12 protein-coding genes are annotated in these 13,235 nt (G+C 69.4%); 9 read left to right on the forward strand and 3 right to left on the reverse strand.

Going from position 1 to position 13,235, the window contains the following annotated elements; all coding sequences use genetic code 11:
* Positions 1 to 351: 351 nt before the first annotated feature.
* The 9 genes from NF4_RS28790 (at position 352) to NF4_RS28830 (ending at position 9,230) form a co-directional block, all read left to right on the forward strand.
* On the forward strand, positions 352 to 708 hold the full coding sequence (locus tag NF4_RS28790; protein WP_063130527.1) for a hypothetical protein: 357 nt from the start codon (positions 352 to 354) through the stop codon (positions 706 to 708).
* A 160-nt stretch (positions 709 to 868) separates the two neighbouring features.
* The gene (locus NF4_RS28795; protein WP_063130528.1) at positions 869 to 2,422 is read left to right on the forward strand and encodes a hypothetical protein; all 1,554 of its coding nucleotides are present in this window, start codon (positions 869 to 871) and stop codon (positions 2,420 to 2,422) included.
* Between the two features lie 303 nt (positions 2,423 to 2,725).
* Positions 2,726 to 5,041 carry a sensor histidine kinase gene (locus tag NF4_RS28800; protein ID WP_232330696.1) on the forward strand — a complete coding sequence of 772 codons (2,316 nt, stop codon included), beginning with the start codon at positions 2,726 to 2,728 and terminating at the stop codon, positions 5,039 to 5,041.
* Positions 5,019 to 5,435 carry a roadblock/LC7 domain-containing protein gene (locus NF4_RS28805; protein WP_063130529.1) on the forward strand — a complete coding sequence of 139 codons (417 nt, stop codon included), beginning with the start codon at positions 5,019 to 5,021 and terminating at the stop codon, positions 5,433 to 5,435. Before NF4_RS28800 ends, NF4_RS28805 begins: the two co-directional genes overlap by 23 nt.
* Complete coding sequence (locus NF4_RS28810; RefSeq protein ID WP_063130530.1) at positions 5,432 to 5,806, forward strand: DUF742 domain-containing protein; 375 nt, start codon at positions 5,432 to 5,434, stop codon at positions 5,804 to 5,806. Before NF4_RS28805 ends, NF4_RS28810 begins: the two co-directional genes overlap by 4 nt.
* Positions 5,807 to 6,076: 270 nt before the next feature.
* Complete coding sequence (locus NF4_RS39565; protein WP_063130531.1) at positions 6,077 to 7,621, forward strand: nitrate- and nitrite sensing domain-containing protein; 1,545 nt, start codon at positions 6,077 to 6,079, stop codon at positions 7,619 to 7,621.
* A complete protein-coding gene (locus tag NF4_RS39570; protein ID WP_063130532.1) occupies positions 7,608 to 8,465 on the forward strand; it encodes an ATP-binding protein in 858 nt (285 codons plus the stop codon). Before NF4_RS39565 ends, NF4_RS39570 begins: the two co-directional genes overlap by 14 nt.
* Positions 8,443 to 8,859, forward strand: coding sequence for a roadblock/LC7 domain-containing protein (locus tag NF4_RS28825; protein WP_063130533.1), 417 nt, complete (start codon positions 8,443 to 8,445; stop codon positions 8,857 to 8,859). Before NF4_RS39570 ends, NF4_RS28825 begins: the two co-directional genes overlap by 23 nt.
* The gene (locus NF4_RS28830; protein ID WP_063130534.1) at positions 8,856 to 9,230 is read left to right on the forward strand and encodes a DUF742 domain-containing protein; all 375 of its coding nucleotides are present in this window, start codon (positions 8,856 to 8,858) and stop codon (positions 9,228 to 9,230) included. Before NF4_RS28825 ends, NF4_RS28830 begins: the two co-directional genes overlap by 4 nt.
* A gap of 10 nt (positions 9,231 to 9,240) precedes the next feature.
* Here NF4_RS28830 and NF4_RS28835 read toward each other — a convergent pair whose 3' ends face one another.
* The 3 genes from NF4_RS28835 to NF4_RS28845 form a co-directional block, all read right to left on the reverse strand.
* Positions 9,241 to 11,196, reverse strand: coding sequence for a GMC family oxidoreductase (locus tag NF4_RS28835; RefSeq protein WP_063130587.1), 1,956 nt, complete (start codon positions 11,194 to 11,196; stop codon positions 9,241 to 9,243).
* A gap of 214 nt (positions 11,197 to 11,410) precedes the next feature.
* Positions 11,411 to 12,238, reverse strand: coding sequence for a DUF72 domain-containing protein (locus NF4_RS28840; protein WP_501193530.1), 828 nt, complete (start codon positions 12,236 to 12,238; stop codon positions 11,411 to 11,413).
* Positions 12,235 to 13,038, reverse strand: a complete 804-nt coding sequence (locus NF4_RS28845; RefSeq protein ID WP_063130536.1) for an SDR family oxidoreductase — start codon at positions 13,036 to 13,038, stop codon at positions 12,235 to 12,237. Before NF4_RS28845 ends, NF4_RS28840 begins: the two co-directional genes overlap by 4 nt.
* Positions 13,039 to 13,235 lie beyond the last annotated feature (197 nt).

A 13,235-nucleotide genomic window follows, 5' to 3' on the forward strand; every position in this document is an offset into this window, starting at 1 on the left:
ACCATGGAGGTAGACCATCCGGAATAGACAGAAGGTGCACGCCGGCGTGCGCCTCGACCGGCCTGGGTAGGTTCACGACTCTGTCAGTGCTCAATGGTCGCCGGTCTCTGGACGGTCGGCCGCACACGCTCAGTCGCTGCGCTCCTTCGCTCTGTCGCTCCAGAACCGGGGGCGGGCCCCGACCACGGATGCCGGCCATTCGGGGGTGAGGAAAGGGGTCTACGAAGCTGCGCCGGTCGGCCTTGGCTGGGCACGGTAAGCGGATGGTCGCCGACGGTTGCCCGCACCGCGCCGACCGGGGATGTTTGTTTTGCCGCCACCGGGAAACACGGCGGCCAGGAGGGCGCAGCGATGACCAACGACGCGGAGAAACGCTGGTCCGACGACGGAAACTTCCGGCGGGCCGTGCGCTACGCGCTCGTCGTGCTCGGGGTCGCGGCACTGGTCTGCGTGGGCACCGCGATCTGGGCGGCGACCGGGCGATGCCGTGACGCCGACGTACTGCTGTGCGACACCGCCGCCCAGACCGCTGTGCTCTTCGGGCCCGGTCTGGTGCTGCTCGCGGGCGGTATCGGCGCCTTCGTGGAGACCATCCGGGTCTGGCGACGGGGTGGGCCCTGGCCCATCTGGCAGGGGGCGGGCTGGTTCCTCTTCCTGATCACGCTGTTCTACCTGGGAATCGGCGCGAGCACTGTCCCCGCGGAGTGACCGGCGGCCCGCACCGCCGGGCACATCTCCGGACCTGGTGAGGGCAACCGCCCGGTAGCCCTGCTATCTCCGCGGTACCTGTGGCAGACTTTCCAGGACTGCTCGGACTACGGCCGCTCGACGACCGTGCGCGGAAGGTGATGCGGGAATTGAGATCGCGATGGACCTGATCGCCATCGAGGGCCGGGTGGCTGCGGACCGGCTCGCGGCGCGGGACCGAACACCGGAGGCAGAACTCCAGCTGGCCACCAGTCTGTGTGAGCTCGCCTCGGCCTATCTGGCCACCCAGACCGACGGTTCGGTGCGCAACCGGGTGGCCGGCGCGCTGGAGCCCGCGCAGGAAGCGGTGATGATCCGGCTGCGCTGGTTCACCTCCGGTCATGTGTCCGCGGTGTTCGCCAACCAGGTCCAGGACACGCTGCGGCTGCTGGAGCAGGCCGCCCGTGCCATCGGCCATCGTGAACTGGCGACCGCCACTATTCGCGACGCCTGCAACGCCTACACCCGGGTGGCGCACGAATATCCGAACGCCGCGGGGGTCTGCGCGGACGGCCTGTCGAAATGCGGTGTGTGGCTGTGCCGGCTGGACCCGGGCGCGGCCGTGGTGGCCACCAACGAGGCGGTCCGCATCCGCGCCACCCTGTTCGAGGCCGATCCGGAACAGTCCCGGAAATACCTCGCCACCCTGAACACCCTGCTGCGCACCCTGATGGTGGGCCGGCAGCGTAAGCAGGCGGTGGCCATGTACCGCGAACGCTACACCGCGCTCACCACCGCGGCCATGGCGTCGCAGCTGCGGAACCTGAAGATCGAGGAGATCGGTTTCACCACGAAAACGCAGGCCGCCCTGCGGAAGCTGGAATGCCGGACCCTCGAGCGCGCCGGTTACCTGACCCAGCAGCAGATCCTGTATCAAAGCGCCGGGGATCTGGCCACGATCGAGGAGATCAACTGGCAGCTCGCGCTGGTCGGGCTGAAACCGCTGGTGGCCGGGGCGATGCCGGACCAGCCGGCCAAACCGGTGGAGATCGGCTCGTCGTTCGGGGCGTTGAGCGTGCTGTGCTCGGCACCGGATGCGCTGGAGCAGGTGCGCGAGGCGATCGTCGCCGCGTTCACCGCGGCCGGCGCCGAACCGGTGGATATCAATACCGCCTACGGCGTGGACAAGGCGCACTGGGGCACCCGGGATCCCCAGCTGAACACCACCACCGAACTCGGTGAGGACATCGTCCTGATCGAGCGCATGTCGGGCAGCTGGATCGCGGTGAAGAGCCTCAAATGGGAGCTGACTCCGGTGGCGAAGAATCCGCTGGCGCTGGCCCTCTCACAGCAGTGGCCGGTGCTGAGTGTGACGAGCACCGAGAATCTGGCCTACGAGTTGTGCTGGTACGAGCAGGGTTCGGCCACCCAGTACGCGGCGCTCGGCCGGCCCGCCGAACCGGTCGCCCTGGACACTCCGCTGGCGCCGTTGGATTTCGGCAAACTCGCCGACTACGGCGCGGATTACGCCTCGGAGACCCAGATCCGCTCCGCGTTCGGGAATGCCACCATGTTCGCCAAACTCACCGAACTCCCGGCCAGTGGTATCCGGCAGGCCGCCGAGGCGCAGCCGCTGGCCGGATACGGCGAACGGGTGCTGTGTTTCCGGGCCGCGGGCACGAAACGCGCGGCTACGGCGGGCAGTGGCAACCGGGCACGGGCAATTCCCGAATAAACCGTAACGTCCCGGCTTCGATACCCGAAAAGAATGCCTGGTGAGAGTAGTGGTTTTCGAGACTGAAACGCATTGCTTTCGCTAATGTCTGGTACCGGAGTACGACGCATTGCCGGGAGACCGCAGTGCCGGGATAGTTGGGCGGTGAGCCGGCGGCGATGATGCTGTTTCGCGCCATCCCCGGGAACGAGTTGATCTACTGTGTCCAAGCGGCTGCCTCTCCCCGAGTTCGCATCGACTTCCCGTTCCGCACCGAGTCGAACGCGCGGCCGCGTCGGTATTCGGACCCGTCTGCTCGCTATCGTGCTCATCACCAGCATCACGCTGCTCACGGTCGCCATCGTCGCCGCGGGTTATCTGGTGAAATCCGGTCGGCAGGCGCAGGAATGGGCAGATCTGGCCAGTAGCACCACCACTCCCGCCATTCTGATGGTGCAGGGTCTCGAAGAGGAACGGCGCCTGTCGCTGCTGTATCTGGCGGGCGATCCCGGGGCCGCGCCGGCGCTCGCGGACGCCCGCACCCGCTCCGATATCGCCGTGGCCGAGGTCACCGCGAAGGGCGACGCCGCCCAGCGGCTCGATCCCGACGGCTCGGCCGGCCAGCTCGAGGGCTACCGCAAACTCTTCGAGGCCGTGCCGAACCTGCGCGCGGCCATCGACGCGCGCGCGATCCCCCGGGAAGAAGCGTTCGGGTTCTTCAGCTCGGTGATCGACACCATCATCGGGGCGTCGGTGCTGGCGGCCCGGGTCGCGCCCGACGCCGGTGTCGGTATCGCGCTCAACTACGGTGTCGAACCACTGCGGGCGGCCGAGGCATTGTCGAAGGCCGACACCCTCGGCGCCGTCGCGGTGACTCTCGGTGAGCTCACCGACGCGCAGTTGGTGGAATTCAACCGGCACGTCGGCGAATTCCGCGGCGAGGTCGCGTATTCCGCCACGGTGCTCGAAGGCGACCGGCTGGCCCAGTTGCAGGCCCTCACCGCCTCGCCGGCCTGGCAGCAGCTGATCGCCGTACAGGACGCCGTCATGCTGCGCGGGGCGGTCGCGGCCGACGACTCGGAAAGCGAGGACTCCACGACCGGACGTACCGGTTCCGGTTCCGGCACCACCGACGAGTCCACCGACTCCGATACGCCGGCCCTGCCGTTGACCGTCGCGGACTGGCAGCGGGTTTCCGGCGAGGTCGTGGCCGCCCTGCTGAAACTCTGGGAGGGACAGAGCGCCGACGCCCACGCCATCGGCCGCGCCCAGGGTGCCGACACGGCCAACCGCTCGCTGGCCGGCGGCGCCGCGGTCCTGGGTATCACGGCGCTGGCGTTCCTGGCCGCACTCGTGCTGGCCAACCGGTTCATCGCCCGGATGCGCCGCCTGCGCGACGACACCCTGAAACTCGCCGACGAGCGGCTGCCCGACATCATGGACCGGCTCGATCGCGGCGAGAACATCGATACGGCCGCCGAGGTCGCGCGCCTGGACTTCGGTACCGACGAGCTCGGCGAAGTGGCCGACGCGTTCAACCGTGCACAGGTCGCGGCCGTTTCCGCGGCCGTGGCCGAATCCAAGACCCGGGCCGGCTTCCATACCGTGTTCCTCAATATCGCCCACCGCAACCAGCTGGCCGTACACCGCCAGCTCGCCCTGCTGGACAAGGCCGAACGTCAGGAGGAGAACGCCGACCAGCTCGAACTGCTGTTCCAGCTGGACCATCTGGCCACCCGCGCCCGCCGGCACGCCGAGAACCTCATCGTGCTCGGCGGCGAACAGTCGGGCCGCCGCTGGCGCAACCCGGTTCCGCTGTGGGAACTCATCCGCGGCGCGGTCGCGGAGAGCCAGGACTACACCCGGATCCACACCGGGCGCGTACCCGATGTGCTCATCGCCGGGAAAGCCGTGGCCGACCTGATCCATCTGCTCGCGGAGCTGATGGACAATGCCACGGCGTTCTCGCCGCCGGAATCCCAGGTCGAGGTATCGGCCTCCGTCGTCGGCCGCGGGGTCGCGGTCGAGGTCGCCGATCAGGGACTGGGGATGACCGCGGAGGAGATCGCCGAACGCAACGCCCTGCTGGCCGAACCACCGGATTTCGGGGTGGCGGCACTCACCGGCGATACCCGTCTCGGCCTCTTCGTGGTGGCCACGCTGGCGGCCCGCCACGGTGTCACGGTGCGTCTGACGGATTCCGTGTACGGCGGCATCAAGGCGATCGCGCTGATCCCGACCGCGCTCACCGAATCCGGCGGCCCGGCCCGGCCCGGCCGTCCGGCTCTGGAGCCCGCGGCCGCCGCCCCCGGCACCTCGGCCAACGGGTCCGCCGCACCGGCCGCCGCCCTCGCACCGCCCCGGCCCGCCGATTCGCAACCCATGTCCGTGATCTCCCAGCCCCGCCCGGACGAGGGAGCACGCCCGGCCCTGCCGCGCCGGCAGCGGCAGTCCATCGAGGCGGATACGGGGGTCATCCCGGTCGTCGATATGCCGCGCACCCGCACTCCCGAGCAGGCCCGGAACCTGATGTCCGCCATCGAGAGCGGTTCGCGGTCCGGCCGCCACCCCCATACCGACTCGCCCACGACCGATCACACTCCAGAAGAAGGCAACGATGACCACTCCCCCGCGCACTGACCTGAGCTGGCTGCTGGAAGAACTGGTGAGCGGACTGCCGGACGCCGAATCCGCGGTCCTGCTGTCCACCGACGGACTGCTGATGGGCCATTCGACGGGTCTGGACCGCACCGAAGCCGAGCGGTTCGCGGCGATGGCGTCGGCCTTCCACAGCCTGGCCCGTAGCGCCGGCAGCCATTTCAAGGCCGGCGGTGTCTGCCAGACCGTGGTCGAACTCGACCGCGCGGTCCTGTTCATCACCGCCGCCGGTGCCAACGCCTGCCTCGCACTGCTGGCCACCGAATCCGCGAATATGGGCATGGTCGCGTTCGAGATGAACCGAACCGTCCAGCGGGTCGGCAGCCATCTGGCCGTCGACTCGCGCCCGCGGCCGAGCGGGGCGAGACAGCCGTGAACGGGCCGCGCGAACCCTGGGAGGACGAGGAAGCCGGTCCGGTCGCACGGCTCTATGCGATGACCGGCGGCCGGGGTCGCACCGCGCGAACCGAACTCACCCTCGACACCATGGTGGTCGACGTCGGAGCCGGCTTCGCGCCGCGGCGGACCGATCCCGAATACGTCGATATCGTCCGGTTCTGCCGGATACCGCAATCGGTGGCGGAGGTCTCGGCGCAGTTGCGGATTCCGCTGGCCATGACCAAAGTGCTCGTCGGCGATCTGATCGATGACGGCCGGCTGGCCGTGCGGGCACCTGCCGAGATCACCGACAGCGCGCCCGATCTCGGTCTGTTGCGGGCCATCGCGAACAGCCTGCGGGGTGGTTGAGACCGGCTACCACGATCGCCACGGCCCCGACCTGGCACCCCGGGTTTCGAACGATGACCCTTTAACATTTCGGCGGCTTCTGTAGCCGCGCTCACACCGATACCCCGAGCCCCACTCGGTGAGACCGGTCTCCGGTAGGCGCCCGGCTTTCGCTATGGTCTCCGACGAGAGCTGATGCATTGCCGGAGAACGGCAATGCCGAGAACATTGGGTGACGCGCCGGTCACCGCGGTGTCGCACTGGCGCACGCCCGGAACGGGTTGATCTATCGTGGCTGTTCGGCGGCATCTGCCCGAAGTACTGGTGCGGGCGTTCCGTTCCGGCGCAGACGCGACTCGCGGCCGGCTGGGCATCCGCGCCCGCCTCCTGTCGATCGTGCTGATCACCAGCGTCACCCTGGTCGTCGTCGGCGTCGGCGCCGCCGGGTACCTGGTCAAATCCAGTGTCATGGCGACCATCTGGGCAAATCTGATCAGTGGCACCACCACTCCGGTGATCTCGATGGTGCAGACCTTCGAGGAGGAGCGCCGGCTGTCCCTGCTGTATCTGGCCGGCGATCCGAGTGCAGCCGGCAGCCTGGCCGACGCGCGGAAACGCTCCGATATCGCCCTCGCCGCGGTGATCGCCAAGGGCGAGGCGGCACAGCGCCTCAACCCGGACGGATCGGCCGCCGAACTCGAAACCTTCCGCCCGCTCTACAACCGGGTCCCCGGCGTGCGCACCGCGATCGACTCGCGTGCGATGCCGCACACCGAGGCGTTCGAATTCTTCAGCACCGTGATCGGCACGATCCCCAAGGCGTCGATGGTCGCGGCCCGGGTGGCGCCCGACGCCAAACTCGGTATCGCCCTCGGCTACGGTGTCGAGCCGCTGCGTGCCGCCGAGGCACTCTCCCAGGCCGACACCCTCGGTGCCGTCGCCCTCACCCGCGGCGAACTCACCACCGAGGAGTTGCTCGAGTTCACCCGCTACACCGGCGAAGTCCGCTCGCAGGTGGCCTATTCCGCCACGGTGCTGACCGGCTCACGGCTCGCTCAGCTGCGGGCAATCACGGATTCACCGGACTGGCAGCAGGTGACCGCCATGCAGGACGCAATAATCCTGCGCGGTCCCGTCCCCGCCGGTGACGCCACCGCGGAGACCTCCGATTCCGGCTACGACTCCGAGCAGTCCACGGAAACCGAGCCCGCTCCGCTACCGATGACGGTGCCCGCGTGGCAGGATGCCTCGGTGCGGGTGAGCGCGGCCCTGTTGAGCCTGTGGGAGAACCAGAGTCGCGATGCCCATGCCATCGCCCGGTCCGAGGGCACCGATACCGCCGGGATCTCCCTGATCGGCGGTATCGCGGTGCTGATCGTGACGGCGGTGGCGCTGCTGGCCGCGCTCATCGGCGCCAACCGGTTCATCGCGCGGATGCGCCGCCTGCGCGACGATACCCTGGAACTGGCGGATGTTCGTCTGCCCGATCTCATGCGGCGCCTCGACGACGGGGCCGAGATCGATACCGCCGCGGAGGTGGCACACCTGGACTTCGGCACCGACGAGCTCGGCGAAGTGGCCGACGCGTTCAACCGCGCACAGGTCGCGGCGGTTTCGGCCGCGGTGGCGGAGTCCAAGACCCGGGCGGGGTTCCGCACGGTCTTCCTCAATATCGCCCACCGCAACCAGCTGGCCGTACACCGCCAGCTCGCCCTGCTGGACAAGGCCGAACGTCAGGAGGAGAACGCCGACCAGCTCGAAGCTCCTCTTCGAACTCGACCATCTGGCCACTCGCGCCCGCCGGCACGCCGAGAACCTCATCGTGCTCGGCGGTGAACAGCCGGGCCGCCGCTGGCGCAAACCGGTCCCGCTGTGGGACCTGATCCGGGGCGCGGCGGCGGAGAGCCAGGACTACACCCGTATCCACACCACACAGATTCCCGATCTGAAGATCACCGGCCCGGCCACCGCCGACCTCATCCACCTGCTCGCGGAGCTGATGGAGAACGCCACGACCTTCTCGCCGCCGGAATCCCGCGTCGAGGTATCGGCCGCCGTCGTCGGCCGCGGCGTGGCGGTCGAGGTCGCCGACCGCGGTCTCGGTATGTCGGCGGAGGAGATCACCGAGCGTAACGAGCTGCTGGCCGAACCACCGGATTTCGGGGTGGCGGCGCTCACCGGGGAGACCCGTCTCGGCCTGTTCGTGGTGGCCACCCTGGCGGCCCGCCACGGTGTCTCGGTGCGGCTGGCGGATTCGGTCTACGGCGGGATCAAGGCCGTGGTGGTGATCCCGGCCGCGCTCATCGAGACCGCGGGCGCCACCGAACCGCCCGCCGAGCCCGCCTACGCCGCGGCGACCACTGCCCCCTCCGCCGGCACCGCGACCGATGACAGCGCTGCCCCGCGGCCGCAGGCCACCGCCGCGCCGCCGGGCACCACCGCACCCGGTGACGGCACCCGTCCCGCGCTCCCGCGCCGACGCCGACAGCTTGCCGAACCGGAGGCCGCCGAAACGCCGGTCACCGAGGAGACCCCGCGGACGCGCACACCGGAACAAGCTCGCAATCTGATGGCCGCCATCGAAGGCGGCACCCGGTCCGGACGCCACCCGCGTCCCGATCCGACCGCGGCCGATCGGCCCCGACAGGAAGGCGACGATGACAACTCCTCCGCGCACTGACCTGAGCTGGCTGCTGGAAGAACTGGTGAGCGGACTGCCGGATGCCGAATCGGCGGTCCTGCTGTCCACCGACGGACTGCTGATGGGGCGCTCGGCGGGGCTGGATCAGACCGAGGCGGAGCGGTTCGCGGCGATGGCGTCGGCCTTCCACAGCCTGGCCCGCAGCGCCGGCAGCCATTTCAAGGCCGGCGGTGTCTGCCAGACCGTGGTCGAACTCGACCGCGCGGTCCTGTTCATCACCGCCGCCGGTGCCAACGCCTGCCTCGCACTGCTGGCCACCGAATCCGCGAATATGGGCATGGTCGCGTTCGAGATGAACCGAACCGTCCAGCGGGTCGGCAGCCATCTGGCCGTCGACTCGCGCCCGCACGCGAACGGCGCGCCGCAGCCGTGAGCGGCCCGCACGACGACGACTGGGACGAGGAGGACGCCGGTCCCGTCGTACGCCTCTACGCGGTGACCCGGGGCCGCGGCCGCGCCTCGCGCAGCGACCTCACCCTGGACACCATGGTGGTCGACGCCTCGCCCGGACTGGCCTCGCGGCGGACGGAACCGGAATACGTCGAGATCGTCCGCCTGTGCCGGGTCGCGCAATCGGTGGCGGAGGTGTCGGCGCAACTGCGCGTTCCGCTCGCGCTGACCAAGGTCCTCATCGGTGATCTCGTCGACGACGGTCGCCTGCTGGTCCGCGCCCCGGCCGAGACCGGCGACACCGCCGATCTCGGCCTCCTGCGGACCATCGCGAACAGTCTGCGCGGCGGCTGAGCCGAACCGATCAGGTCAGCCGGGCGACCAGCCGTTTCGCGTTCATATGGGCGATCGCCTCGATCGACACCATCGGGTTGACCCCGGAGGAGGTCGGGAAGCAGGAGGCGTCGGCGACGACGATGTTCTTCACCTCCCAGGTGGCGCCGTCCGGGTCGGTCGCCGAGATCTCCGGCGAACCGCCCATCCGCGCCGAGCCCATGATGTGCAGGGCGCCGAGCGCACACTGTCCGGGCCCGTAGCCCGCGGTGCGGCAGGCGGCGGAGAACTCCGCGTGCGATCCCCGAACGCCGGGTTCGTAGGAGATCCCGGCCTGGTGCCCGGAGAAGATGCGCCGCGCCCCGGCGGCTTCGAGAATGCTCGCCGCGCCCTCGATCCCGGTGTGCAGATGCCCGGCGTCGTAGTCGGAGATGCGGTAGTCGACAGTGGGGTGCCCGTCGCGGTCCACCTTCACCACCCCGGAATCACGATCGCGGGTGATGATGCCGATCGCGTTCGAACGGCCGAAATCCAGCATATCGGCGCGATGGTTCGCGGCGCCGCGCCAGCTCATGAACCCGGTCGACAGCCCCGGGTGCAGCGGTCCGGTCTCGTAGATGACGCCGTATCCGTTGCCGTCCAGGTCCGCGTGCCGCCGGCAGATACGGGTCTGCAAACCACCTTCCCAGGGCCGGATCTCCTCGTCGAACACCCCGAACACCGCCGCGGCCGGATGCAGCCGCAGATAACGGCCGATGTTCTTGTTCGCCAGCCCCGAGCGCTTCAGCAGCGCCGGGGTCTGGATCGCGCCCGCCGCGACCACCACGGCCCGGGCCCGGATGTCGAATTCGATACCCGTCGTAGTGCGCGCCGACACCGATTCGGCCCTACCCTCGCGGACCGCGATCCGCCGCACATCGGCGTCCACGATCAACCGCGCGCCCCGCACGGCGGCATCGGCCAGCCACGTCTTGGTGACCGACTGCTTGGCCCCCACCCGGCAGCCGTTGCCGCACCGGCCGCATTCCACCCCGGCATCGCAGGCATCGGTCACATTGCGCGGCAGCGGGTCCACCGCCCAGCCCAGCGCCCCGGCACCGCGTTCCAGCACCCCGTCGCGCGCCGAGAGGATCGAGCGGCGTTCGTTCACCCCGAGCCGGCGCACCACCGCGTCCAGCGATTCGCTGAACTCCGCCTCGCCGAACTGTTTCGCGCCGACCCCGGCCCACTCCTCGCGCACGGTGTCCGGTGTCGGCAGCGAGGTACTCCAGTTGACCACGGTCCCGCCGCCCAGGCATGTTCCCGCGACCAGCGTGATCTGCCCTTCGGCCGACGCCGACGGTCCCGGCGCGTACAGCTGCCGCAGGCCCGCGAGTTCGCCCGCGCCGAAATCCTTGTCGTCGTAGTAGCCGCCGCGTTCGACGACGATCACGTCGAGTCCCGCTTCGGCCAGTACGGCGGCCGCCGTCCCACCGCCCGCGCCAGACCCGACGATCACCACGTCACAGGTGAGTGTGCCGGGTTCGGTGATCCGCTGCGGCGCCAGCGCGGGTTGCGGCGCGGTCGGCAGTGGTCCGGGCGGCCCCGGGTAGCCGATCTCCTTCCACAGCGGGTGGAATCCGGTAGGTCCCGGCGTGACGTTGTAGGCGAGCAGCGACGCCTGTTTCAGCGCCTGGAAAACCGCCCGGACCGCGCCGATACGGGAGTCACCGAGCCGCAGCAGCGCCCGCTCCCGCTGCTGCTGTGACAGCTTCGAGAATCGCCGCGGTCCCCGCCCGGTGAGCAGACCGGTCACGGGGGAATCCCATATATCCAGCAGCGTCGCCAGCTGCTTGCCCTCGGCCTCCCGGGGATTGCGCCCCAGCAATTCGAATACGGTGTCCACGGCACCGATTTCGGTCGCCGACGGCAACGTGAGACCGTCCCCCGGCACGAACGTATCGCAGATCGTCCCGAGCGCGGCACGTTGCTTGGCAGTCGCCTTCATACCCATCCGCCTTTCAGATTGCCGAAGTTCTACCACGGAGCGTGAATCACCGCTCACAAAAGTGGATAAAATCCGCCGTGGATACGGCAAATATTCCAGAACTAGGATTCACTTCGAGCCACGGCTCGGCAGCGGCCGGTCGTCCCGGGGTCCGACGGCCGCGGTGACACGGTCCGCCAGGGCGCGCAGGTGGTCGATGAGTGGCCCGATAGCCTCAGAACAGCGTCATGGGTTCGGCGTCCGCCGGGTCCGGCAAGAGCTCGAGTTCGGGTACCAGGGCGCGGACCTCGTCGTGGAACCGGCGCGCGAGGTCCCGGGACGAAGCATTGTCCGGAGTGTGCAGGAAGACCGTCGGCGACCGTCCCTCGCGCAGCCATTCCGCCGTCTGCTCGACCCAGGGCCGCCAGCCCGCGACCGTGACCGCCTGGTCGTCGCGGCCGTGATAGCGGACGATCGGCGCGGCCGTCAGCGCCTTCATCCGGCGCGGCAGCCGGGGTTTCTTGGATCGGGCCTCGAATTCGGCCGGACTCGCTGCGGGTTCGGCGAAGAGCACTGTGGTGTCGAACGGCACCCATTCGGCACCGACCCGGCCCAGCACCCGCTCCAGTTGCGCGGCGGCACCCGCGTCGGTGAAGAACTCCGGATGCCGGACCTCCACCGCGAGCGGCAGCGCCGCGGGCAGCCCACGGAAGAACATCGCCAGCGCGCCCAGGTCGCCGGGGCCGAACGAGGACGGCAGCTGCACCCACAGTGCATGCATCCGGGACCCCAGCGGTTCCATCGTGTCCAGGAACTGCCGCAACTCGGCGTCCACCCCGGACAGCCGGCGCTCATGGGTGAGGGTTTTCGGCAGTTTGATCACGAACCGGAAGTCCGGCTCGGTCCGATCCGCCCAGTTCTCCACGGTCCGCCGGGCCGGAACCGCGTAGAACGTCGTATTTCCCTCCACCGCGTTGCACCACTGCGCATAGCCGCGCAGTTTGTCCCCGCGGACCGGCCACGCGGTATGCGTCCACATGGCGCAACCGACGTAGAGCCTCAACGTTTCAGCCCGTGCATCCCCGCCACGACCTTCTCGATCACCGACGCCGGCAGCAGCCGACGCAGCAGGAAGACGATCGGCGCGCGACTCCCTCTGGCGTACAGCGGTTTCGGCTTGTCCGCCTCGATCGCCCGCAGAATCGTCTCGGCCACCTGCTCCGGTGATGTCCCGCCCCGCTCGTTGCGATCCAGATGCGTGATCATCGTGTCGAAATCCGCCGCGTACACCGAATCCGGCGCGATGTACTTCGTACGCCGCTCCCCGATCCCGGTGGCGATGGATCCCGGTTCCACGGTGCTGATCCACACCCCGAACGGCGCCGTCTCCAGCCGCGCCGCATCGGCGAACCCCTTGATCGCCGCCTTCGCCGCCACATACGACGACCGATACGCCAGCGGGAAACTCGCCAGCATCGACCCCACCATGACGATCCGCCCGTAACCCCGCTCCCGCATTCCCGGCAGCACCAGCTGCGCCAGCCGGACGGCCCCGAAAACATTCAACTGGAACAACCGCTCGATCGCCTCGATGGGCAGTTCCTCGAGGGGCCCCGACTGGCTCTCCCCCGCATTGTTGACCAGCACATCCACCGGCCCCAGGTCTGCGCCGAACCGCTCGATCCCCGCCTGGTCGGTCAGGTCGAGCGCGCGATACTCCACCCCCGCCACCCGCGCCGAGTCCGCGATCGTCTCCGGATTCCGGCTGGTCCCGATCACCCGGTATCCCCGCTGCACCAGCAGCGCGGCAGTCGCCCGGCCGATCCCCGAGGACGCTCCGGTCACCAGCGCGGTCTTGGCCATACGACACCTATCCTCGACGATCCGTGGTCAACCGGGTGAGGCCACCCGATCCGCCAATCTAACGGACCGGCGCGAAGCACGGGCGGGTGCCGCCGACGCCCGGAATCGGCCCGGCACCGGATCGGGCGGGCTGTGGTACTCGACCTGGAGCCGATCGACGGCCACCCCCTGCCGCGCCGGACTGTCCACGACCTGCC

It is taken from the genome of Nocardia fusca NBRC 14340 (assembly GCF_001618425.1).
GTDB lineage: Bacteria > Actinomycetota > Actinomycetes > Mycobacteriales > Mycobacteriaceae > Nocardia > Nocardia fusca.

What these genes read in the sequence shown, in the direction of transcription:
- NF4_RS28790 (WP_063130527.1), top strand. Translation starts at nt 352, where the DNA reads ATGACCAACGACGCGGAGAAACGCTGGTCCGACGACGGAAACTTCCGG.
- NF4_RS28795 (WP_063130528.1), top strand. Translation starts at nt 869, where the DNA reads ATGGACCTGATCGCCATCGAGGGCCGGGTGGCTGCGGACCGGCTCGCG.
- NF4_RS28805 (WP_063130529.1), top strand. Translation starts at nt 5,019, where the DNA reads ATGACCACTCCCCCGCGCACTGACCTGAGCTGGCTGCTGGAAGAACTG.
- NF4_RS28825 (WP_063130533.1), top strand. Translation starts at nt 8,443, where the DNA reads ATGACAACTCCTCCGCGCACTGACCTGAGCTGGCTGCTGGAAGAACTG.
- NF4_RS28835 (WP_063130587.1), bottom strand. Translation starts at nt 11,196, where the DNA reads ATGAAGGCGACTGCCAAGCAACGTGCCGCGCTCGGGACGATCTGCGAT.
- NF4_RS28845 (WP_063130536.1), bottom strand. Translation starts at nt 13,038, where the DNA reads ATGGCCAAGACCGCGCTGGTGACCGGAGCGTCCTCGGGGATCGGCCGG.